Below are 21,701 nucleotides of genomic sequence, written 5' to 3'. Positions count from 1 at the left end.
GGTCGTCCGGGTGGTGGGCAAGAAAGGGCGGGCTATCCGCGTATGGGTGTGACGGACCGTCAGCGAGTCGTCCGGCGACTGCAGGAGACGTTCGCGTGGCGCGACACGCCTGTCGGCGAGTTCGCGGACCTGTCGGGGTGGTGGCGCGACCCCGAGTTGCTGCGCATGCTCGGACCCTCGCTCGCCGAGCTGCACGCGGGGGAAGCGGCAGGGGAAGCCGCGGGTGCGGCAGCCGCAGGGCACACAGACGCAGGGCAGACGGGGCAGGGCGCGCGCCCTGTCGACGCGCCCGGTCGGCCGACGGTCGTGGCCGGGATCGAGACGCGCGGCCTCGTGCTGGGGCCGCTCACCGCGCTGCACCTGGGCGTCGGCTTTGTGGAGGTTCGCAAGGAGTACCGCATCGCGGGCGAGGGCCAGCGCGACGGCGACGACCCGATGCTGCGCGCCCAGACGCCCCCCGACTACCAGGACGGGGGTCTGACGTTGATGGCGCCGCGGCGCCTGTTCGGCCCGCAGGACCGCGTGCTGCTCGTGGACGAGTGGATCGAGTCCGGCGCGCAGGCCAATGCCGTGCGGCGCATGGTCGCGGAGGCGGGTGCCGAGTGGGCCGGCGTCGCGGTGATCGTCGACGCGTGTGAGCCGCGCGTACGCGAACGCCTGGGTGTGCGCGGCCTCGTGGCGGAAGCCGACCTGCCCGGCTGACCGTCGGCGGCCTGACGGCCGACTGTCAGCACGCTCGTTCGCCCGGCGGACGCTCCGCCGCCGGAAGGGGGCCGGTCGGCGTCGCGTCCTGATGGCATCCGGCCGCCCCCGCGACGCCCGGTTCGGCGTTACCGCTCTTGCCCGTCGACACCACCCAGGTGTCCGCGGGTTATGCGGCGTGCTCGCGTTCCCGCAGCAATGCCGCCCGCTCCGTTTCCCCCATGCCGGCCCACACGCCGCGCCGCTCGGGCACGGTCAGCGCGTGGTCCAGGCACAGCCGCCGCACCGGGCAGCTGATGCACACCTTCTTCGCGACGCGTTCGCGGGCCCGGCGTTCGCCGGGACGCTCCTGGTCGTCGCCGAAGAACAATGCCGCGTCCATTCCCCGGCAGGACGCGTCCTCCTGCCACCCGTACCGCGGTGGTGTCGGAATGGCGATCCTCGTGGTCCCCATCGCCCCGTTCTCCTCCTGCTCGACCGGCACTCCCCGACCGGATGTCCGTTGGGCCTGTGCCGTACGGCCCCATGTCTCTATCCGACGCGCATCCCCTCGTATTGGTTTCCGTGCGGCAGCAGTTTTCGTGCGAGAGGATGAGGAGCCACCCGTCGCGTCATCCGATCTGACGATGCGTGTCCATGTCCGCACGCGGGGCAGGCGTTCGCCGAGAACTGGTCGTACCAGAGGATTTGAACATCTACAGGTCGGTCACAACCGAGGCCCGAATCCACCGCCGGGCTTCCGTGCGTGGGGGCGTTGGGTAGCGTGGCGGCACGTACGGCCGGGGACCCGGCGGTTGGCGGCTAAGCAGGAGGCGTAAGTGGGCAGGACAAGGCGACGGATTCCCTCGGCGGTGCCGGTGGCCCTTTCCGTCGTGGTCGCGCTCGCGCTCACCGGGTGCAGCGACGACGGCGGCAAGAAGGACACGTCGGAGGCGACGGCGAAGGAATTCCTTGCCGCCTGGCAGGCGAACGACATCCCGAAGGCAGCCGCGCTCACGGACGATCCGGCCAAGGCGACCGCCGCACTCAACGACGCGCGCAAGCAGTTGCAGCTGCGGCAGGGCGAGTACGCGGCGAAGGGCTACACCAAGGGCGAGGACGACAAGCCGGGCAGCCTCGCGTACAGCGCGAAGCTCACCGTCGCGGGTGTGCCGGAGCCCCTCACGATCGAATCCGCGGTCCCTGTGGTGAACAAGGACGGCAAGGCGGTCGTGCACTGGGAGGCCAAGATCCTGCACCCGCAGTTCGAAGAGGGCTGGAAGTTCTCGAACGTCCGCAAGACCCCTGACCGCGCGTCGATCCTCGACCGCAACGGCGGCAACCTCGCGGGCGCGATGCCGGCGGTGTCGATCTCGCTGTGGCCGTCCAAGATGGGCGCGAATGCCGACGCCATTTACGCCGCGCTCTCCGACCCGGTCTTCGACAAGGACATCCCCAAGCTCAAGGACCAGGTCGCCAAGTCCAACCCGGAGAACGCGGTCTTCGTCGTCAACCTGAGCAAGGACAAGTTCGACCGCATCGCGAAGCCGAAGCTGGAGCGGTTCGGCCCGGCCATCGTGATCAAGGACATCACCCTCCAGACGTCCACCGTCGCCAAGCAGATCGTGGGCCAGGTCGGCGAGGCCACCGACGAGATCCTGCAGAAGCCGGGCTACGAGAACGCCGGCGCGGGCGACCAGGTGGGCACCAGCGGCCTCCAGGCCCGCTACCAGGCGCAGCTGGGCGGGACGCCGACGACCAAGGTGACGGTCAAGAACGGCAGCGGTGCCGAGGTCGCGACGCTCTACGAGAAGGGCGGCACGCCGGGCACGCCGATCAAGACCACCCTCGACCAGAAGATGCAGACCGAGGCCGAGAAGGTCATGGCCGCGTCGGACAAGAACGCCTCGATCGTGGCGATCGACACCAAGACGGGCGGCATCCTGGCGGCGGCCAACAACCCGGCCAACGGCAACAACAGCGCCTTCAACGGCCGGTACGCGCCCGGCTCGACGTTCAAGACCGTCACCGCCGCCGCGCTGCTGCAGTCGGGTCTGAAGCCGACCGACAAGGCGCCCTGCGAGAACACGCTGGTCGTCAACGGCCAGACGTTCAAGAACTACGACGACCTCAAGCCGATCCCGGACGCCACGTTCGGCGCCGACTTCATGCAGTCGTGCAACACCGGCTTCATCGCGCAGTCGGACCGCCTGCAGGACGACACCCTCACCAAGGTCGCGAGCGATGTCTTCGGCGTCGGCCAGCAGTGGGACGTCGGCACCACCACGTTCGACGGTTCGGTGCCCCCGGCGGCCAGCAAGAACGAGAAGGCCGCGTCGATGATCGGCCAGGGCAAGGTGCAGGCGAGTCCGCTCGTCATGGCCTCGGTCGCGGCGACCGTCGAGTCCGGGACCTTCAACCAGCCGGTGATCGTCACCGACCCGGCCCCGCCGGCCCGTGCCGCGAGCAAGCCGGTGGACCCGGCCATCGCCGGCCAACTGCGCGCGCTCATGCAGAGCGTGGTGGCGGGCGGCACCGCGGAGTCGCTGAAGGGCGTCGCCGAGGGCGCCAAGACCGGTACCGCCGAGTTCAGCGAGGGCGGCCAGGTGCTCACCAACGGCTGGATGATCGCCTTCAAGGGCGACATCGCGGTCGCGGTGATCGTCGAGAAGGGCGAGTCCGGCGGCAAGGCGGCGGGCCCGATCGTCAAGGCCTTCCTGAGCGCGGTCTGATCCCGCCGCTCGACCGTCGGGTCCGCCGAGAGGCGACCTGACGACACGTCAACAGAAGTAGCCAACCGTGCGGCCCCGGCGCATCGAGATCACCTCGGTGCCCCGGGGCCGCGGGCTTTCGGCGCCAACCGCGCCGTTCCCGCGCGGGCCGGTGGTCAGTGATCGGCGTGGTACGCCCCGTGCGTCCGGGCTGCGGCGGCCTGTTCCAGGGCGGTACGCAGGAACGAGGCGGCGTCCGCACTCTCGTTCGGGTCGTGCGACAGCAGCGGGCCCAGCATCTCGTTGACCGCGACCACCGGCGGCCCGACACCCGCCAGTTCGGCCAACGTCTGGGCGGACACCGCCAGATCCGGCCCTTCGCCGCGGCGGGCCAGGCGGTAGCGGCGGAACAGCCCGGTGCGGTCCGGCAGATAGGCGCCGTTCAGTTCGCGCGCGAGGCGTACCGCGGTCTCGGACGGCATCTCGGAGGGCCACTCGCGGAGTTCGACCGTACGCGGGTGCCCCGACCCGTTCACCGCCGCGACGTCCGACACCGCGACCGCACTGTCCAACAGCCGGTCCACCAGCAGCGGTCCGAGCCGTTCGGGCGGCAACGACGTTGCGTGGATGGGTGGGTGACGCTGCATCAGCTCGAACCACCGCGAGCCCACCACACGCAGGATCCCGTGGTACGTCGGCCGCCACGCGTCGTCCGCGGGCGCCGGATCCGCGGCCAGGTCGGCTGTGTCGACGACGGCAAGATGCCCGTTGGCGACCGCCACCTCCGGGGGCGGCCCCGTGCCTCCGTCCTCGCCATCCACCCCCGCCCCGCCGCGCCGCCGCCACCGGGCGAGCAGGCGCACCGCGACGACGCGGTCGCCGGCCTCCGGCGAGCGCATCAGGTGCTGCAACTCGATCCCGACGTCGCGGTCGCCGGCGTCGACCAGCGCCTCCAGCGCGGCGGGCCGCCGCGGCCCCGGCGTCGCGGCGAACGCGCGCACCCACATCACCACGGCGGGGTTGTCGCTGCCCGCGGCGGTGCGCACCAGATCGGGGAACAGATCCGCGTCGGCCACCGACAGCGCGTCCATCAGCGTCACCGAGAGCCGGGGCCGCAACTGCTCCGGCAGCGCGACGCAGACCAGGATCGCGAGCAGATCCGCCCGCGTCGCGGGATCAGGGTGCGTGACGGCGAGATCCAGCAGACGCTCGGCGGCGTCCGGTACGAGCGGTTCGCACGCCTCCATCACGCTGACACCCTCCCGGCACCACCAGCGCCCGGCCGCGCCCCGTCCCGCCGCCGAACCATCGCTTTCCATGGTGGTACCCGCTTCACCCACGTAGCCATACCCCCCGCCCCCCAACCACCCCGCCGCCACAAACCGACGAGACAGTTGCCCCACGCCCGTTCCCGCGCCCCCGCGGTCGGATCCGCCCCCGAGACGGCAGATGCCGGAAGCGGCGCAGGAGCAGGAACGAGTGCGGAGCATCTGGTCTCGTGCCGTCGAAACATCACAGCCGCCTCCCTGCCGCAGTTGCCGCGTTGTTGTGCGGCAGGCGTCAATCCGCTTCCGAGAGGCAGGCGGGACGGGAATGGGAGCAAGTGCGCGGTCCCGTGGAGGCGCCGCCGTCAAAGCACCCCACAGTCTCGACCTTGCTCAGCCGCCCTACGTCGACTCCGACCCCACTGCTCCGCTCCTCCCCCGCGGCGCGTTGTCGTGTGCGGCAGGGGAGGAGGGTGCCGGATCAGCCGGTCGGGCCTGTCGAAGCGCCTACGCAATTGGGCGTTTGTCGCGCCTGCCGTTTCTTGTCCGCTGCCCTGCTGTGTCGGCCTGATGTCTGTCCAGTTGCGGCGTGATGTGGGGGAGGTCACCTTGGCGGGGGCTCAAGAGGTGGGGGGCAGGTGTCGATGTGTGTCGATAAGTCTCTCGGGCTCGACGAGCCCCGACGATCGGAGTAACCGCATGTCGAACAACGTGACTCTGGTGGCCCGTGTCCCCGTGCTGCGGTCCACGGACGCCGAGCGTCCCGTCGAGCTGCGGTTCGGGCCGCACACGGACGCCGAGGGGCGGCCGACCGAGGAGTGGACCATCGAGCGTCTGACGCTCGCTCAGGCGGCCCAGCTGGCCGAGGACCTGGCGATCATGCTCGGCCTGCCCGTGGGCGGCCCGCCGGACCTGCGCGTCGTCTCGTAGCGCGGTCCACGCGGCTTGCGCCACACGGGTGGTTGGCATGACCGGGCCGTGAAGGTGCCCCGGCACGGCGGTGTCCGCGTTCCACAATGTGCCCCGTGACCAGCACCAAGACCGGGGCCGGCGCCGGTACGGCACGTCGTGTCGGGCACGCCGCTTCCCCCGCATCCGTCCACGCCGCGACCACTGTGCGCCCCGCCCGGAGCGACGACCCCGCGCCCCCCGAGGCGCGGGTTCCCGCTCCGGCGTCGGAGCCGACCGACGCGGCACTCGCCGCCCCCGGGATCCCGGCCGACCTGCGCAGCACACCCGACCTGGCACGTCCGCACCGCCGTACGCGCCCCCCGCGCGTGCGGCTGCGGCTGCCCGACGGCCAGCACCTCGACGTCACGCTGGTGAGCTGGCACCAGTACGGCGACGGCACCTGGCGGGCCCGCGTGAGCTGGCCCGTCTGGGGCGCCGTCGCGCACGCCGGCGAGGTGCAGACGCGGACCTGCGCGCAGGAGGCGTACGTCCCGGCCCGTATGCTCACCCCGCTGCCCGACGAGGACTACCGGGCAGTACGGCGGCACCGGCCTCGGATCAGCTTTCCGCGGCAGGCCTGAACCCGCACGGCCCGGCCCGGCGACGACCGCAAAACGGTCCGTTCCAGGCCACCCGGCGTTCATGTGGGTGAAATCCTGTTGCCCCCTGATCCGGGGACCCGGATGCTGGCGGCATGTTCGATCCAGCCAGGAACAAGTCATGACCAGTCGGGCACGAGCCGCGATCGAGGCGGCCGCGACCGCCGATCCCGCGGCCGCCCCGGCGGTCCACCCGCCGCAGAGCGACCTGCTCGCGCTGCTGCGCAGCGGCCACGGGGAGGGCGCCCGCCGGGCGTTCGCCGCCGTCGGCGACGCCGCGCGCGCCGAGGTCGTCGCCGCACTGGACTCCTGTGTTCTGCGAGATCCCCGCGCCGTGCCGGCGACGGAGTCCCGCTCCCTCTACTACGCACGCCTGTACGCCCGGCTCGACGCCCCGCTCGACACCCTCGCCGCGCACCTCCTGTGCGACGAGGACTGGACCGACGAGGACGCCGAGCGCACCGCACTGCCGCTGGCCGTCCTGGGCGACCTCGCCCGGGCCGGCCGTGACGACGCCGTCGCCCTGCTGCGCCGCTACGCCGCCGAGGGCTGCGACTGGACCATCGCCGTCGAGCAGTTGACGCGCGCCACGGACCCGATGGCTCTGCACGGCATGCTCGTCCTCGCCCTGGAACGGGGCGACGACGAGGAGTTGTACGACTGCGTACGACGGGGCTCCGGCATGCGCCCCTGGCGCGTGTGGGGCTTCCAGGACCCGCGCATGCGGTCCATCGTCGAGAAGGTCGACCTGGACTGGTGGCGCTGGGAACTGTCGCGCGGCAAGCCCGCCGACCCCGGCACCCGGCCGACCGTCGACCAGGTGCTGTCGGAGGCCGCCGCGAGTCCGCGCCGCAGTTTTGTGTGCGGCAGACGCCTCGCCTCGGTGGCGACCGCGGAGCACCGCGGCCTGATCCTTGCCACCGCGTGGTCGGGCGCCGCCGGTGCGCGGATAGCGGCATTGCGCTACCTGGGCGACGTCGGCGACCCCGCGCTGCTCGACCTGGCCGAGACCGCGCTGGCCGACGACTCACCGGTCCCGGTACGCCAGGCGGCCGTGCAGGCGGTCGGCGGGCTGCGTACCGGTGAGGCCGTGGTCCGGGCCAGAGGCTGGCTCGGCGCCGACGGCGCGCTGGGGGAGGTTGCCGTGCGGATACTGGCCGGAGCGGGCGAACAGACCGACGGACCGGCCCTGATCGCCGCACTGCGCCGCTGTCGTCCCGACCGCGACCGCTATCGGCTGCTCGACCTCGTCGACGGCGTGGGCAGACTCGGCCTGGCCGACGCGCTCGACCCGGTGCGCGACGTCTACCGCGGCAGCCCCTGTGCCGGACTCCGCTCACGGGCGGTGGACACCCTCGCCCGCATAGAGCCCGACTTCACCGCCACCACCGCCGTCGACTGCCTGTGGGACTGCGAGGCCGAGACCCGGCTCTTCGCCGTGGACCGGGCCGACATGCGGGTGGACGGCGTCCCCGAACAACTGCGCGCACTCGCCCGCGATCCGGCCGAGGACGACGGCGTACGCGCGGCCGCACGCCAGAGGCTGGCCGCCGTGTGACCGCGACGGCGCGGTGTCGACGCCGTGCCGAAGCCGCGACACTCCCAGCGCTGACGCCGCGGTGACGTCGCGTCGACCCGGCGACGACCCCGTGACGACAGAGCGACGATCCCGCGCCGACGGTACGTCGACCCCCGCCGCGACCACGGCCCCCGGGCGGGCGCACCCGATCGGGTAGCGTTGCCCCGCGAAGGCCCCTCGACCGGCCGCGTCCGACCGGAGCAATCGGCTCCCCACGACACCGGCGAGGCACGGCCGGGACTGTCGCCCCGACGCTCTACTCTTGTCGACCGTGACCGTTTCCGCCCAGGCTGCCCCTCTTGGCACCCCGCACAGCGCCCCGCACCTCCCCGGGGCCGTGCCGTACCGCTCCGGGGTCACCGAGGACGGGCTCGCGCGCCGCCTGAAGGCGCTGGCCTGCACCGCGCCGCTGCACGACCTGGAGGCGCGCAAGGTCAATCTCGCGGGCGAGTACTCGGTGTACGCGATGGCCGAGATCGGCCTCACCGCCATCGACCTGGTCACCGTGACCATGGACTTCGACACGGGCGCCGATCACGAGGAGGTCGTCGCCCGGCTCCGGCCGCGCGTCGCCGCGCAGGCCCCCGAGCGCGGCGCGGCCGAGCACGAGCGGGTCGCCCGCTGGGTGTTGGAGAACCTCATCAACGTCGGCAGCGTCGACCGGGGCTTCCGGGCGGTCTACGGGACGCTGACGCAAGGCGGCGGATACGTCCGGCGCGACTACGACTTCAAGCTCCTCGAGGAAGTGCCGGGCCCGAACGGCGACATCTTCCTGCGCGCCACCGACGAGGCGGTCAACGTCCTCGTCGGCGCGCTCGACACCGACGTCACGAGCGCGCAGATCGCCGCCGAGGTCAAACTCGAACACCTGATCCGCCGCGGCCGCCTCGCCGAGGCGCGGTTCGCCGCCGAACAGGCCCGCTACCGCACGGTGCAGTACGCCGAGACGCTGCGCCGCGCCCTGGAGGCCACCCGCCGCAACGTCCGCGCGGTCGACTGGCTCAAGGCCGTACCCGACCTCATAGACGAGGCGCTCGACCATGTCGCCGAGCGCTACCGGCACGAGAACGCGATCCTCACCAACATCCGGCGGGCCCGCGACGAGGCCGAGGAGCCCGAGCACAAGCGCAGCGCCGCCGAGTTGGTCGACATCGTGCAGGACTGCATCCGCCGCCACACGCAATTGCAGACCCGACTCATGGAGGCCGGGCCGCTGTTCCGCGCGGAGCAGGACCGGCAGTCGTTCTCCGCCCGCCCGCAGCGCCCCGGACTCGATCTGTACGGCCAACTCCTGCGCCCGGTCCTCGAACTGGGCGTCGGCGACGCCCGCTCGGTCACCGACAGCTTCTTCGCGTCCGGGACCGGGCTGCGCACCCCGGTCGCGGTACGCCTGCACGATCTGACCGAGCTCCTGCTCACGCCGCCCCTGGAGCGCGAACACCTCGGGGCCGAGATTCCCGAGCCGGACCTTGTCGCGACCCCGGACGACAGCCGCTTCAGCGAGGCCCAGCACGACGCGGCCGCCGCGCTGCTGGATCTGCCGCCGGACGCGCCGCGCCGGCTGTCCGGGCTGCTCGCGGAGGCGCGCGCGGGTGACCCCGACCTGCCGTACCTGGTCGCGCTGCTGGCCTTCCACGCCGCGTCGCCCCCGGTCGGCACCGCGCTGCGGCAGGGGGACCGGTCGCTGCTCGTGGCGATCGACGACGGCGTGGTGCTGGACGACCCGGAGGTGGGCGGGGCCGACCTCATCGTGGGCACCGCGTTGTTGTCCGCGGAACCGGAGGCCGGCCCGGGAACGGTCCCGGGGTCGGGGGCGGGCCCGGGCGAACGCGGCGACGGCGTCCCGGAGATGGACATGGATGCGAGCGTGGACGTGGACGTGATGAGCCTGATGGACGTATCGCAGGACGGGCAGGGGACCGCATGACCGAGCCGACCGGGTTCCCCGTCCAGGACCGCCACCTCGCCGGGGTCGGGGCCGGCGCCGCGGGGCACGCCGGTGTCCCGCACGCGGGCCCGCCCCAGCCTGCCCCGATCACGCCGGGCGACGTCAGCGACGCGGCCCGCCTCGTCGCGTTCGGCCTCCAGCCGAAGCTGCTGCCGGCGCGCGACGCGGAGTACGCCGAACTGGTCCGCCGCCACCGCGAGGACCCGCGCTTCGCGTCACTGTGCGACGCCGTGGCCGCGGGCCTGGGTCTCGTCGTACTGGAGGTGTCGCCGCGCGCCGGAATGGCGGTGACCGCGGCCGAGGACTCCGTCTTCGCGGTGCGGATGAGCGACTACGCGCGGCGCGCGTCGTCCGAGTCCACCGACCGGTTCCTGCACGGGCTGGCGCATCTCGCCATAGCGGCCCTCGCGTTCCCCCGCCCCGACGACCTGGCGGAGGACTCGTACGTCGGCCGCATCAGCGTGCACGGCGTGGACTCCTTCGTGCGGCAGGCCTGCCGCCGCCTGGAGGAACGCGCCGAGCAGGCGGGGGAGAACATCGATCCGGCGGTCGACTCGCCCGGCCTGGAAGCCGCGTGGCGCGTGTACGCGCGGCGCAGCGCGACGGGCGCCACCAAGGACGCGCGCAGGCTGTCGGCGTCGACGATCGGGATCGTCGGCAAGGCGGTCGCGTTCCTCGTCGACTCCGGGTTCCTGCAACGTGTGTCCGACGAGGCGGGCGGGACATACCGCACGACCGCGCGCTACCAGCTCCAGGTGCGGGACATGGCCGGGACCGCCGCGATGAGCGAGCTGCTCGAACTGGGCGTCGTCCCGGTGTCGGACGGCGGCGCGACACTGGTTCCGCCGTCCGACGACGCGGGCGAGTTGGCCCCGGGGGCGGGGCTGCCGTTCCACGGCGTCTGAGCGCCGCGTACGTCCGCGGCGGGCACCGCACGGGCAACCCGCCGGTGCTGCTGCCGCCCGGCTTCCCCGACTGCCCGTCCGACCCGTCCGACCCCGTTGTACGGCCCTCCCGTCCGATCCCGCCGCCTCCAACCCGGCGCCACGATCCCCCAGTCCTGACCCCGCCGAGCCGAGAGAAGAACGCCACCGATGTACGAGCTGTCCCGCGTCCGCCTGTTCTCCATCGGGCCCGCGGGTGCGCGCTACGCCGACACCGTGCTCGACCTGCGCGGCGTCGGCGAGCCGGTGCCCGACCCGGCGCCCCGGCAGGCCCAGCTCTTCGAGGGCGAGCCGGTCGGCCCGCCGCGCCGCCCCGCACCCGCGGGCGTGCTGTTCCTGGAGAACGGCGGCGGCAAGTCCGTACTGCTCAAGCTGATCTTCTCGGTCATGCTGCCGGGCCACCGCAACACGCTCGGCGGCGCCAGTTCCGGCGTCCTGCGCAAGTTCCTGCTCGCCGACGACTGCGGCCACGTGGCGCTGGAGTGGCAGCACACCCTCACCGGTGAACTGGTCGTGGTCGGCAAGGTGAGCGAGTGGCGCGGGCGCCAGGTGTCGTCGGACCCGCGCAAGTTCGCCGAGGCGTGGTACTCGTTCCGTCCCGGTCCCGGTCTGACCCTGGACGACCTGCCGGTCGTCTCCGCCGGACGCCGCCGCACGATGCGCGGCTTCCGCGACGCCCTCGCCGAGACCGCCAAGCTCTACCCGGACGTCGACGTCGTCTGGGAGGAGATCCACGAGCGCTGGAACGACCACCTCAACCACCTGGGCCTCGACCCCGAACTCTTCCGCTACCAGCGTGAGATGAACGCGGACGAAGGCGAGGCGGCCGGCCTGTTCGCGGTCAAGAACGACGCGGACTTCGTGGACCTGCTGCTGCGCGCGGTCACGGACACCGCCGACACCGACGGGCTGGCCGACCTCGTCGACGGGTTCGCCGCCAAACTCTCGCAACGCGCCGAACTCATGGCCGAGCGCGACTTCGTGGCGGGCGCGACCGGACTGCTGCACGCCCTCGCCGAGGCGTCCGACCAGCGGGCCCGGGTCCGCGCCGGACACCACGCGGCCGAGGAGGACGCCCGCGCGCTCGGCCGCCAACTCGCGCTGCGCGCCGACCGCGAGCGCAGCCGGGCCGCCGACCTGTCCGACCGGGTCGCCGCGGCGGCCGAATCCGTCGACGCCGCCCAGCGCTCCCGCGCGCACACCGCGCTCATCACCGCCGAGATCACCCACCGGCACGCGACCATGCGGCTTGCCGCCGCGGAGGCCGACGGGGCTTCCCTGAAGCGGGAGTTGACCGAGGCTCGCGGCATGCACGCGGCGTGGCTGGGCACCGAGGCCGTGCTGCGCCAGCGCTCCGCCGTCGACCGCGCGGAACGCGTCGCCGCCGCCATCCAGGCCGCCGAACGCGACGCGGCCCCGGCCCTCGCCGCCCGCCAGGCCGCGGCCGGGGCGCTGGTCCGCGCCCTCACCGCGGCGGCGGCCGTCGCCGAGGAACGCGCGGACCAGGAGGAGCAGCGCGCCGCCGAACTCCAGGAGCGGGGCGAGACCGCCCAGCGTGCCGCGACCGTGGCCGCGACCGAGTCGCAGCGCACCCGCAGCGAGGCGGTGCACCTGCGCGCCCGGCTCAACGAGGTCGGCAGCGAACTCGGCCAGGCCGTCGAGGCGGGCTGGATCGCCGAGGAGGACGACCCGGCGGAAGCCGCCGAACGCGCCGCCGCCGAGGAGAAGTCCGCGGCGACGGCGTGGGGCGAGGCGCGCGCCGCCGTCGAACAGGCGGCGGCGACCGTACGCGACGCCGAATCCGAACGCGGCCGCGCCCAACTGGCCGCGGCACGAGCAGCCGACAAGCTGGGCGCGGCCGAGCACGACCTTCAGGGCGTACGGGCCTCCGCGCAGGAACTCCTGGACGAACCGCGCGTAGCCGAACTGCTGGGTCTGGAAAGGTCATTGGGTCGCTCCTCGGGAGCCGGCCCGAGCGGGCAGGACGCCGACGGCCCCGGCGGCCCGGCCGCGGTGCTCGACCGGGCCGCGGACATCCTGGGCGGCCAACTCGCCGACGCGGTCGCGGACGGCGAGCGCGCGCTCTTCCAACTGCGCACCGACGCCGCCGAGGACAGCCGCATCCTCGCCGCGCTCGGCGACGGCGGTCTGCTGCCCCCCAGCCCGGATGTCCTGGCCGCCGTCGAGTACTTGGGCGAGCACGGCATCCCCGCGCTGCCGGGCTGGCGCTACCTCGCGCAGTCCGTGGCGCCGGGGCGCCACGCGTCCGTCCTGGACGCCCACCCCGACCTGGTGGACGGTGTCGTCGTCACCGCACCGCACGAAATGGCGCGGGCGCGCGAGGTGTTGGCGGAAGCCGCACTGCTGCCGCGGTCCGCCGTCGCGGTCGGCACGCCGGCCGCGCTCCTCGCCGCCCGCGCCGAAACACCGGCCGCCGAAGCGGTGTTCCTCGTGCCGCCGAACCCGGCCATGCACGACGAACGCGCCGCCGACACCGAGCGCACGGCGCTGCGCCGCCGGGCGACCGACCGCGACGACGCCATCCGTGAGCGGGCCGCCCGCCTCGACGGCGACCGTACGCTCGCCGGCCGCCTCGCCGCGTGGCGCGCCTCGTGCCCGGTCGGCCGCGTGGGTGAACTCGCCACGGCCGTCGAAGCCGCCACCGAGGCGCTGGTCGCCGCGCGCGCCGCGGGATCCGCGGCCGAGGCCGCCGCCGCGACGGCCGAGACCGTGCGCGCCCGGGCCGTGGACCGGCGCGACCGCCGCATGGACGCCGCCCAGCTCGCCCGCCGCCGCGCCGACACCCTCGCCGGCCTCGCCTTCCGTCTCCGCGAACGCGCGGGCTGGACGCGCCGCATCCGCGAACTCGACCAGGAGACCGGGGAGCACGAGCGGGCCGCCGAGGCCAACCTGCTGCTGGCCCGCGCCGCCGACCAGGACCGCCGCCAAGCCCAGCGGGCCGCCGACGATGCGCGGCGGACCACTCGCGCGCTCCTGGAGGAACGCGCCGAGATCAGCGGCGCGCCGGAGGGCGACGACCCGGCCGCGTCGTCGGAGCCGCCCGCGGCGCTGCCGTCGCTGCGGGAGGCGTACCGGACCGCCTCGGTGCTCTACGACAAGGTCGGCGTCGGCGCCGACCTGCGTGCCGAGCAGGCCCGAGCGGAGAGCGAACAGGCCGCCGCGCAAGCCGCGTTGGACCGTCTGTCCGCGCGCGTGCGCAAACACGCCGCCGAACTCCTCGAAGGCCCCGACGGCGCCGACGGGCCCTCGCGGCTCGCCGCCGGTGCCCGCGCCGAGGAGCAGGTACGCACCCTCGAAGGCCGGGCCGACGCCGCCAACGAACTCCTCGGCCGCCTGCGCGGCGAGGTCGAGCGGCACGCGCCCGGCGACGGCCGCGACGCGCACGTCGAACTGCCCGAGGACCGCGTACCGCGCGATCCGGCGCACGCCCAGGAGCTGTTGCGCGAGGCCGCGGCGGAACACGCGACGTGCGGCGAGGAGGTGGAGGCCGCACGGGACGCCCACACGCGGCTCGTCCGCGCCCTGTCCGACGCGGAGTCCGGTGCCTCGGTCTTCGCCGAGATCTCGGTCTCGCTCACCGACACGCTGCCGGCGGCCGAGCAGTCCGCGGACGACGAACCGGCGGCGCCCTTCGAGGGGTCCGCGACGGAAGCGCGCGAGGCGGCGACCGCCTTCCGGCGCGCGCTGCGTACCGCGGCGGGCGAACTGTCGGCCGCCGAAGGGCAGGTGCGCGAGCGCGCGGAGGCGGTCGTACGGCACGCCGGTGCCACCCGGTTCGAGCAGGTGCGTATGCCCGCACGCCAGCAGATCCGCGAACTCCCGCTGTCCGCCTTGCCGGACCACGCGCTCGCCTGGGCCGCCGCGTTCGAGCCGCGGCTGCGCGTACTGACCGACGAACTGGCCCAGATCGAACGCAACCGCGACAGCATCGTCGACCGCCTGCGCGGCATGGTCGACGCGGCGCTGACGACCCTCCGTGCGGCGCAGCGCCTTTCGCGGCTGCCGGAGGAACTGGGGGAGTGGTCGGGGCAGGAGTTCCTGCGCATCCGGTTCGACGACCCCGACGCGGCACACCTGTCCGAGCGGCTCGGCGAGGTCGTCGACGAGGCCACCCGTACCGCGCGCCGCGGCCCCAATGCCGCCCCGGTGCGCCGCGACGGCATGACCCTGCTGCTGCGCGGTGTGCACGCGGGCCTCGAACCGCGCGGCGTGCAGGTCGAGATCCTGAAGCCGGACTCCGTGCTGCGCGCCGAACGGGTGCCTGTGGGGCAGATGGGCGACGTCTTCTCCGGTGGCCAGCTCCTGACCGCGGCCATTGCGCTGTACTGCACGATGGCCGCCCTGCGCAGCAACGATCGAGGCCGGTCCCGGCACCGCCACGCGGGAACGCTCTTCCTGGACAACCCGATCGGCCGCGCGAACGCGTCCTACCTGCTGGAGCTGCAGCGCGCCGTCGCCGACGCCCTCGGCGTGCAGCTCATCTACACCACCGGCCTGTTCGACACCACGGCACTCGCGGAATTCCCGCTGGTCGTACGCCTGCGCAACGACGCCGACCTGCGCGCCGGCCTCAAGTACATCTCCGTCGAGGAGCACCTGCGCCCCGGACTCCCGCAGCCGGACCCGGAGATCCCCGAGGGCCTGGGCCAGATCCACGCCACCCGCGTCTTCCGCAAGCCCGCCGACGCCCCGGCCGAGACCACGGGGGAAGCGATCCCGGCCCAACCCCACCCGAAGGAGACGCCGGGCGTCAGCGTGCCGTAGGCCGGGAACGGAAAGGAAGGTGGGCCGTCGGCGAAGGGCCCTGAAACACACGGGACTTCCAAGGGAATGAGGGACTGTCCCGCGGGTGAGGCGGATCGAGACGTCCAACAACCTCGGCAACGAGTCCGTGTAGTACATCCACTACATCAAGGTCGTCCTGGCTCCCGACGGCACCGGCACCACGCCACGCACGGTGCGCAAGGTCTGCCCGAGCCCCGACCGCATCCGGCTCCGCGCCACCGTTCATGCCTTCGCCCCGCACGTGGCCCGGCACTTCCACCGCGCGGGCTGAAGCGGGCGGGTGGGTCGCCCTGCGAGGCCACTGGGCGGGCCTCGCAGGGCCCGGCGCTCAGCGGCGGGCGTCGCTGCGAGGGCGTTCGAGGGTGAAGCGGTCGACGGGGGTGAGGGCGCCGTGGGCGCCCTGGAAGGTGTAGTAGGTGACGTTGATGCGGGTACGGCCCGACTTGCGGTCGCCGGGGTCGACGTCGAACGCGGCGAAGCCGTGCGGGTGTTCGCGGTCCTGCACGGAGGCCCACGGGGCGTCCTCGGTCACCCAGACCGAGTCCTTGTGGCCCGGGAGGACCGGGCTGTCCTGGTCGCTGCGGGCGACGATGACACGACCCTGCGGGCGGTCGAAGAGGTTGGTGTGTGAACTCGCGAAGTTGCCGCCGCCGCCGATGATCATGTGCACGGTGCCGAGGCTGGTGTCGATGACGTCCTTGCGGGTGGCGGCCGGGGTCGGGGTGCGGGTCTCGTTGGGGAGGCGGCCGCGCAGCGGGTGGGAGCGCTCGTAGTGGTGCTCGTGGCCGCTGACGACCAGGTCGACGCCGTACTGGTCGAAGAGCGGGCCCCAGGACTCGCGTACGCCCAGGTCGCTGCCGTTGCCGCTCCTCGTGCTGGAGATGAACGGCTGGTGCATGCACACGACGATCCAGTCGATGTCGCGGTCCGCGCGGGCGGCGCGCAGTTCGCGTTCCAGCCAGGCGCGCTGGGCGCCGCCGGAGTAGCCGCGGATGTAGCTGTCGCCCGCGTCCTGGATCGCCACGTCGCAGTTGGCGACGCTGATGACGCGTACCGAGCCCGCGGTGAAGGAGTACCACAGGCCCTTCATCTCGCGGTCGGTCCCGGAGTCCGGGGTCGTGAAGTACGCCTGGTACGCCGACGCCCCCAGCGGCCCGTTGCCCTTCTCGTTCTCGTGGTTGCCGACGCACGGCATCCACGGCCGGAAGCGCGCCGAGCGGCTGTTGGAGATGAACCAGTCGGCCCAGGTCGCGACGCGGTCCTGGCCGAAGATGCCCGCCACGCCCGCGTAGCAGAGGTCGCCGTTGACGAGGTTGAAGAGCGGCGCGACCCGTTCGACCGCGGCGACGATGTCGGAGGAGGCCTGGGTGCCGATGTTGTTGGTCGAGGACAGCGGGTACGGCCCGTTCGGCGACGGCGTGCCGGGCGGCAGCTTGATCTCCTTGCGGAGGTTCGCGGTGGCCTGGTCGCCGAAGCTGGTGAAGGTGAAGCGGTGGCGGCCGCGCTGCGCGGTGTCGAACACGCCCGTCTCGGGCGCGGCGCCTTCGTGGCTCGCGAAGTAGACGTACCGCGTCGCGGGCCGCAGCCGGCTCAGGCGTGCGTGGTGGACGAAGACCTCGACGCCGGACAGTCCGTCGCGGTAGTGCCGGGTCTCCGCGTCGACGCTGCGGCCGAAGCCGTCGTCGACGGTGCCGTAGCGCACGCGCGGCCGCGCGACCGGCTGCGGGGTGAGCCAGGAGACCACGACCTCGGCGGACGCGTCCGCACCGAACTGGAGGTGCAGGCCGGTCACGCTGGGTGCGCCGATCCGCCCGGGCTGCTGCCACAGCAGGGCCGAGGACGGGTCGGACGCCGCCGCGCCGGCGGGGGTCGACCCGGTCGCCGGGGGTGCGGCTTCCGCGGTCGCCGCGCCCGCGGTCCCCGCGAGGAGTGCGGCGCCGGCCGCGCCGCCGGTGGACAGTACGGATCTGCGGGAAATCGCCATGAGCCCAGCCCTCTTCCGTCGCCTGGTTGATGCGCCCCCGACGCGGCAGACCGTATTGAGATGGACGCAAGAAAACAAGACTGGGAATTGCGTCTAATGATGGAGAGGGGGTGGACGCGATCCGCTTCGGGCGCGTCAGGTCAGCGGCGCATAGACCGCGTCGGTGCGGTCGCGGCGGCCGGTGAGCATGCCCTCGGGGATCGGCCAGTGCGCCGCCGGGTCGTCCACGCGGACCCACTCGGTCGTGGCGACGCGCCGTGCGATGCGCCAGCGGCCGTCGCGGCGCCGGAAGTCGTCCACGTACCGGAAGCCGGTGGTCAGATTGCCGCGCGGGTCGGGGGAGTCCGTGCGGTGGAAGGCGATGCCGTACGTCTCCGCGCGCGCCAGGTCCGGCCCGGCGAATTCGGCGAGGTGATTCGCCACCAGGTGCATGGTCATCGAGTAGCGCGGCAGCAGTCGCCCGATCCACGCCACAAAGGCGTCGACGTCGCCGGAGAAGCTGCCGTGGTCGTCGGTCGCGTCGGGGTGGTAGCAGTCGCGTACCGCGTCCAGATCCATCCGGTCCACGCCGCGGCAGTAGCGGAGCACCACCTCGTGGATCTCCTGCTTGTCGAGCATCCGGCGCACGGCGTCTTCGTGATCATGTCCCATCGCCGGATTGTCGCCCTCCGGGGCGGAGGTTTCCAGCCGCCCGCCACGGCGCGCCGCGATGGCGTCCCGGCCCGCGTTAGTGTGGAGATCCGGCGATCTTCGACACGGCGAGGCGGTTTCATGGCCCACGGCGAGTGCGGGTTGACTGTCCGTGAATACGCGGGGGAGATTCGCGAGTTGGGATCCCGCTGGCTGGACCAAATGTTGTCGGACCCGGCCGTCGAGGCGGCGGGCGGCGACGTGGTCTGCTCGCCGACCGGCCTGTGGCTCGCGCTGGCCGGGATATCGTGCGGCGCGCTCGGCGACACCGCCGAGGAACTGGCCGACCTGCTGGGCGTCGCGGGGCCCGAGGCGGAGCCGCTGGTGAACGCGGTGGCCCGGGACCTCGCCGCGACCGACGCGCTCGCGGTCGCCACCGGCATCTGGAGCCGCGCGCCCTTGCGCGAGACCTTCCGCGACGGCCTGCCGGTCATCGAGTTCGGGGACCTGGGCGACCCGGCCGCGATCGACGCGTGGATCACGCGCGCCACCGGCGGCCTCATCGACCGCATGCCCGCCGAACCGGGGCCGCTCACCCGCCTGATACTCGTGAACGTGCTCGCTCTGAAAGCACGTTGGTCCGAGCCGTTCAACCGCCACGACACCCTCGCCCGCCCGTTCACACCCGCGCAGGGCAAGCCCGAGGACGTCCCGACCATGTTCCGCAAGGTGTCGGCGGGCGACGTGTGGACGATCGGGGCGTACGGCGGCACCGTGCACGTGGTCGAACTCCCGTGTGCCGGCGAGCGGCCCGCGCTCATCCGCTTCGCGCTCGGCCCCGAGGGCATGCCGCCCGCCCCGGCGATGTCCGCGGCCTGGGCGCCGCGCAGCGCCGGGAACGCGGTGCCGTACGACGAAGTCTCGCTGCGGCTACCGCGGTTCGCGCTGCGCACCTCCCTGGAGGTGCACGACCACCTCCCAGGGCTCGGCGTCGAACTCGCGCTCGCCGACGGCGCCGCGGAGTTCGGCGCGCTGTCGCCCGAACCGCTGTTCGTCGACCGTGTGGACCAGGAGTCGCTGATCCGGGTCGACGAGGAGGGCGTGGAGGCGGCGTCGGTCACCGAGGTCCGCATGGACTACATGAGCTGGCACCCGCCCGCGCCGACCCTCGACCTGAACTTCGACCGGCCGTTCGCGTGTGCCGTGATGGACGCATCGGGGACCGTCCCGCTGTTCACCGCCTACCAGGCGACCGTGCCGCGCGCCGTCTGACGTACCGAGCCGCGCGCGGAGTGACGTCCGGCGCCCTCACGGGTACGGTTCCCGTCATGGCCGATTCGCTTGCCCCCTCCGCCACCGACGGTGACGATACGTCGCGCGTGCCCGTCAGCGCGGGCGACGTCGAGTACGCCGTCTCCCTCGCGATCGCCGCCTTCCGCCGCGCCCCCGCCGGCGCCGACTGGTCGGCCAAGGCCGGCGCGCTGGACTGGGACTGCTGGGAGACCGCGGAGCACCTGGCCGACGACCTCTTCGCGTACGCCGGGCAGATCGCGGCGCCGACGCCCCCGGTGACGCACTACGTGCCGTTCGTCTACACGTACCCGCGCGAAGGCGGCCCGGGCAACACGGTCATGGTCGACCGCGAGGCCGGCCCCGAGGCCGTGTTCGAGGTGCTGGAAGCCACCGCCGGCATGCTCGCCGCGCTGGTCGCCCTGCGTGCGCCGACCGTGCGCGGCTACCACTCGTACGGCGTCTCGGACCCCGAGGGCTTCGCCGCGATGGGCGTGGTGGAGACCCTGGTGCACGCGTACGACATCGGCGCCGGCCTCGGTGTGGACTTCACCCCGCCCAGCGACCTCTGCGACCGCACCCTCGCCCGCCTCTTCCCCGAGGCCCCCGCCGACACCCACCGCTGGCAGACCCTGCTCTGGGCCACCGGCCGAGCCGAGATCCCCGGCCACGACCGCCGCCAAGGCAAATGGCGCTGGCACGCGGAGCCCCTGGGTGAGCGCCAAGGCGACACTCCCGCCTGACCCTCGACCCACCTCATCTCAGGACGAGGCGGCGTCGTACTCCGCTCGGGAGACGAACACGTCGTCCATGTTCGCCTCGGCCCACTCCTTGAGGCCGTCGAGCACACGCTGCAATGACAGGCCCCGCTCGGTGAGTTCGTAGGTCACGGTGACCGGCACGGTTGGAGTGACGGTGCGCGTGAGCAGCCCGTCCCGTTCCAGGGCGCGCAGGGTCTGCGTCAGCATCTTCTGGCTGACGCCCGCCAGACGCCGGGACAGTTCGGAGTAGCGCATCGTCCGCGGCTCCGCGGCCCGGGCGTCGGTGCCACGCGGATGGGGTCCGTCGCTGCCGAGCGCGGCGAGGATCAGGGCCACCCACTTGTCGGACACCCGGTCGAGCAGCTGTCGGCTGGGGCAGCCGGCGAGGAACGCGTCGTAGGCCGCCTTGTCGTGCTCGCGCTGGTGCCCTGTCGTCCGTGTCGGCATTGTGCACGCTCCTTTCGCACCTGGTGGTGGTGTACGCACTTTGAAGTGCCCACTTCCCGATGGAGAGTAACCCCACCAGGATGAAGCACGGAAGCAAACGCCACGATATTTCGGGAGCAGCCACCATGAACACCCCCACCTTCCGTGCCGCCGTCGTCCGTACGCCGAGTGGGCCGGACTCGATCGAGGTCGTCGACGTCCCCCTCGTCGAGCCGGGCCCCGGCCAGGTACGGGTCGCCGTCGCGGGCGCGGCGGTCAACCCCGTCGACCTCGGCGTCGCCGGCGGGTTCTTCCATTCAATAGGCCTGGTCAACCAGCCCGAATACACCGGACTGGGCTGGGACTTCGCGGGCACTGTCGTCGCCGCCGGGCCCGGCGTCGCACTCCAGGTCGGCAGCCGGGTCGCCGGCATGGTGGACGGCTTCGACCGCGACTTTGGTACGTATGCCGAACAGATCGTCGTCGCGGCGGCGGATGTCGCCGTCGTGCCGGACGGCCTCGACCTGATCACCGCGTCGACCGTGCCGCTCAACTCGCTGGCCGCCGCGCAGATCGTCGACCTGCTCGGCGACGCTCCGGCGACCGGCAACCGCCTGCTGGTCACCGGCGCGGCGGGAGCGGCCGGGGCGTACGTCGCCTCGCTCGCCCGGCAGCGCGGCTGGCAGGTGACCGGTCTGGCCCGTCCCGGGGACGAGGAGTTCGTCCGCGGCCTCGGCGTGGAGTTCGTCGCACACACCGAGCCGGGCTGGGACGCGGTCGCCGACACCGCGGCGATGCAGGAGCCGGCGCTCGCGCTGGTGCGCGACGGGGGCGCCTTCGTGGGAGTCCGGCCGAACCTCGGGCCGCCCGCCGAACGCGGCATCTCGGTGACCGCCGTCGTCACCGTCCCCGACGGCGTCCGGCTCGCCGGCCTGCTGGACCGTACCGCCGCGGGCGAACTGCCCGCCCGCGTCTTCGCGGTCGTGTCCCTGGACCAGGTGGGAGAAGCCCACCGCGCGATGGCCAAGGGCGGCGTCCGCGGACGCTACGTCGTCCAGCCGTGAACCCACGCCGTGACCCGCGCGTGAGCCCACGCGGTGAACCCGCATGGTGGACGGGCATGGTG

General features: G+C 73.3%; 16 protein-coding genes. 11 read left to right on the top strand and 5 right to left on the bottom strand.

The window, feature by feature from the left end:
- Window positions 1-48: 48 nt before the first annotated feature.
- Window positions 49-702: a phosphoribosyltransferase family protein gene (locus tag ACWD12_RS06875; RefSeq protein ID WP_450098651.1), complete on the top strand. Its 654-nt coding sequence runs from the start codon at window positions 49-51 to the stop codon at window positions 700-702.
- Window positions 703-871: 169 nt separating this feature from the next.
- Here ACWD12_RS06875 and ACWD12_RS06870 read toward each other — a convergent pair whose 3' ends face one another.
- A complete protein-coding gene (locus ACWD12_RS06870; RefSeq protein WP_358354603.1) occupies window positions 872-1,156 on the bottom strand; it encodes a WhiB family transcriptional regulator in 285 nt (94 codons plus the stop codon).
- Between the two features lie 364 nt (window positions 1,157-1,520).
- Between ACWD12_RS06870 and ACWD12_RS06865 the strand changes: the two genes are divergently transcribed.
- Window positions 1,521-3,413 carry a penicillin-binding transpeptidase domain-containing protein gene (locus ACWD12_RS06865; RefSeq protein WP_450098650.1) on the top strand — a complete coding sequence of 631 codons (1,893 nt, stop codon included), beginning with the start codon at window positions 1,521-1,523 and terminating at the stop codon, window positions 3,411-3,413.
- Between the two features lie 155 nt (window positions 3,414-3,568).
- Here ACWD12_RS06865 and ACWD12_RS06860 read toward each other — a convergent pair whose 3' ends face one another.
- Window positions 3,569-4,711: a hypothetical protein gene (locus ACWD12_RS06860; protein ID WP_450098649.1), complete on the bottom strand. Its 1,143-nt coding sequence runs from the start codon at window positions 4,709-4,711 to the stop codon at window positions 3,569-3,571.
- Window positions 4,712-5,356: 645 nt separating this feature from the next.
- On the opposite strand from ACWD12_RS06860, the gene ACWD12_RS06855 reads away from it, so the two are divergent.
- From ACWD12_RS06855 to ACWD12_RS06830, 6 genes are all read left to right on the top strand, one after another.
- Window positions 5,357-5,587 (top strand): hypothetical protein, encoded by a 231-nt coding sequence (locus tag ACWD12_RS06855; protein WP_450098648.1) that lies wholly within the window; start codon window positions 5,357-5,359, stop codon window positions 5,585-5,587.
- Window positions 5,588-5,682: 95 nt separating this feature from the next.
- Window positions 5,683-6,189: a hypothetical protein gene (locus ACWD12_RS06850; protein ID WP_358354613.1), complete on the top strand. Its 507-nt coding sequence runs from the start codon at window positions 5,683-5,685 to the stop codon at window positions 6,187-6,189.
- Window positions 6,190-6,328: 139 nt separating this feature from the next.
- Window positions 6,329-7,765: a HEAT repeat domain-containing protein gene (locus ACWD12_RS06845; RefSeq protein WP_450098647.1), complete on the top strand. Its 1,437-nt coding sequence runs from the start codon at window positions 6,329-6,331 to the stop codon at window positions 7,763-7,765.
- Window positions 7,766-8,123: 358 nt separating this feature from the next.
- Entirely contained in the window at window positions 8,124-9,713 is a 1,590-nt protein-coding gene (locus tag ACWD12_RS06840) for a hypothetical protein (RefSeq protein ID WP_450098763.1), read from the top strand.
- Window positions 9,710-10,639: a hypothetical protein gene (locus ACWD12_RS06835; protein WP_450098646.1), complete on the top strand. Its 930-nt coding sequence runs from the start codon at window positions 9,710-9,712 to the stop codon at window positions 10,637-10,639. The genes ACWD12_RS06840 and ACWD12_RS06835 overlap by 4 nt, the downstream gene beginning before the upstream one ends.
- Window positions 10,640-10,828: 189 nt before the next feature.
- Complete coding sequence (locus ACWD12_RS06830; RefSeq protein WP_450098645.1) at window positions 10,829-15,463, top strand: hypothetical protein; 4,635 nt, start codon at window positions 10,829-10,831, stop codon at window positions 15,461-15,463.
- Window positions 15,464-15,812: 349 nt separating this feature from the next.
- Here the strand turns inward: ACWD12_RS06830 and ACWD12_RS06825 are convergent, their stop codons facing one another.
- Together ACWD12_RS06825 and ACWD12_RS06820 are read right to left on the bottom strand one after the other, a co-directional pair.
- Window positions 15,813-17,468: a purple acid phosphatase family protein gene (locus ACWD12_RS06825; protein WP_450098644.1), complete on the bottom strand. Its 1,656-nt coding sequence runs from the start codon at window positions 17,466-17,468 to the stop codon at window positions 15,813-15,815.
- Window positions 17,469-17,603: 135 nt separating this feature from the next.
- Entirely contained in the window at window positions 17,604-18,119 is a 516-nt protein-coding gene (locus ACWD12_RS06820) for a nuclear transport factor 2 family protein (protein WP_450098643.1), read from the bottom strand.
- A 201-nt stretch (window positions 18,120-18,320) separates the two neighbouring features.
- Here ACWD12_RS06820 and ACWD12_RS06815 point away from each other — a divergent pair, with 201 nt between their 5' ends.
- Together ACWD12_RS06815 and ACWD12_RS06810 are read left to right on the top strand one after the other, a co-directional pair.
- Complete coding sequence (locus ACWD12_RS06815) at window positions 18,321-19,370, top strand: serpin family protein (protein WP_450098642.1); 1,050 nt, start codon at window positions 18,321-18,323, stop codon at window positions 19,368-19,370.
- 56 nt (window positions 19,371-19,426) lie between these two features.
- Window positions 19,427-20,131, top strand: coding sequence for a maleylpyruvate isomerase N-terminal domain-containing protein (locus ACWD12_RS06810; RefSeq protein ID WP_450098641.1), 705 nt, complete (start codon window positions 19,427-19,429; stop codon window positions 20,129-20,131).
- A gap of 18 nt (window positions 20,132-20,149) precedes the next feature.
- On the opposite strand, the gene ACWD12_RS06805 is transcribed toward ACWD12_RS06810, so the two are convergent.
- Window positions 20,150-20,596, bottom strand: coding sequence for a winged helix-turn-helix transcriptional regulator (locus ACWD12_RS06805; RefSeq protein WP_450098640.1), 447 nt, complete (start codon window positions 20,594-20,596; stop codon window positions 20,150-20,152).
- 125 nt (window positions 20,597-20,721) lie between these two features.
- Between ACWD12_RS06805 and ACWD12_RS06800 the strand changes: the two genes are divergently transcribed.
- Window positions 20,722-21,639: an alcohol dehydrogenase catalytic domain-containing protein gene (locus ACWD12_RS06800; protein ID WP_450098639.1), complete on the top strand. Its 918-nt coding sequence runs from the start codon at window positions 20,722-20,724 to the stop codon at window positions 21,637-21,639.
- Window positions 21,640-21,701: the final 62 nt, after the last annotated feature.

This window comes from Streptodolium elevatio, from assembly GCF_053592165.1.
Note: the sequence above shows the minus strand (reverse complement) of the source record. Positions and strands in the feature narration are given on the sequence as shown.

Excerpts from the sequence above, each read along its gene's own strand:
- ACWD12_RS06870 (WP_358354603.1), bottom strand. The coding sequence starts at position 1,156 with ATGGGGACCACGAGGATCGCCATTCCGACACCACCGCGGTACGGGTGG.
- ACWD12_RS06860 (WP_450098649.1), bottom strand. The coding sequence starts at position 4,711 with ATGGAAAGCGATGGTTCGGCGGCGGGACGGGGCGCGGCCGGGCGCTGG.
- ACWD12_RS06855 (WP_450098648.1), top strand. The coding sequence starts at position 5,357 with ATGTCGAACAACGTGACTCTGGTGGCCCGTGTCCCCGTGCTGCGGTCC.
- ACWD12_RS06845 (WP_450098647.1), top strand. The coding sequence starts at position 6,329 with ATGACCAGTCGGGCACGAGCCGCGATCGAGGCGGCCGCGACCGCCGAT.
- ACWD12_RS06835 (WP_450098646.1), top strand. The coding sequence starts at position 9,710 with ATGACCGAGCCGACCGGGTTCCCCGTCCAGGACCGCCACCTCGCCGGG.
- ACWD12_RS06830 (WP_450098645.1), top strand. The coding sequence starts at position 10,829 with ATGTACGAGCTGTCCCGCGTCCGCCTGTTCTCCATCGGGCCCGCGGGT.
- ACWD12_RS06825 (WP_450098644.1), bottom strand. The coding sequence starts at position 17,468 with ATGGCGATTTCCCGCAGATCCGTACTGTCCACCGGCGGCGCGGCCGGC.
- ACWD12_RS06820 (WP_450098643.1), bottom strand. The coding sequence starts at position 18,119 with ATGGGACATGATCACGAAGACGCCGTGCGCCGGATGCTCGACAAGCAG.
- ACWD12_RS06815 (WP_450098642.1), top strand. The coding sequence starts at position 18,321 with ATGTTGTCGGACCCGGCCGTCGAGGCGGCGGGCGGCGACGTGGTCTGC.
- ACWD12_RS06810 (WP_450098641.1), top strand. The coding sequence starts at position 19,427 with ATGGCCGATTCGCTTGCCCCCTCCGCCACCGACGGTGACGATACGTCG.
- ACWD12_RS06805 (WP_450098640.1), bottom strand. The coding sequence starts at position 20,596 with ATGCCGACACGGACGACAGGGCACCAGCGCGAGCACGACAAGGCGGCC.
- ACWD12_RS06800 (WP_450098639.1), top strand. The coding sequence starts at position 20,722 with ATGAACACCCCCACCTTCCGTGCCGCCGTCGTCCGTACGCCGAGTGGG.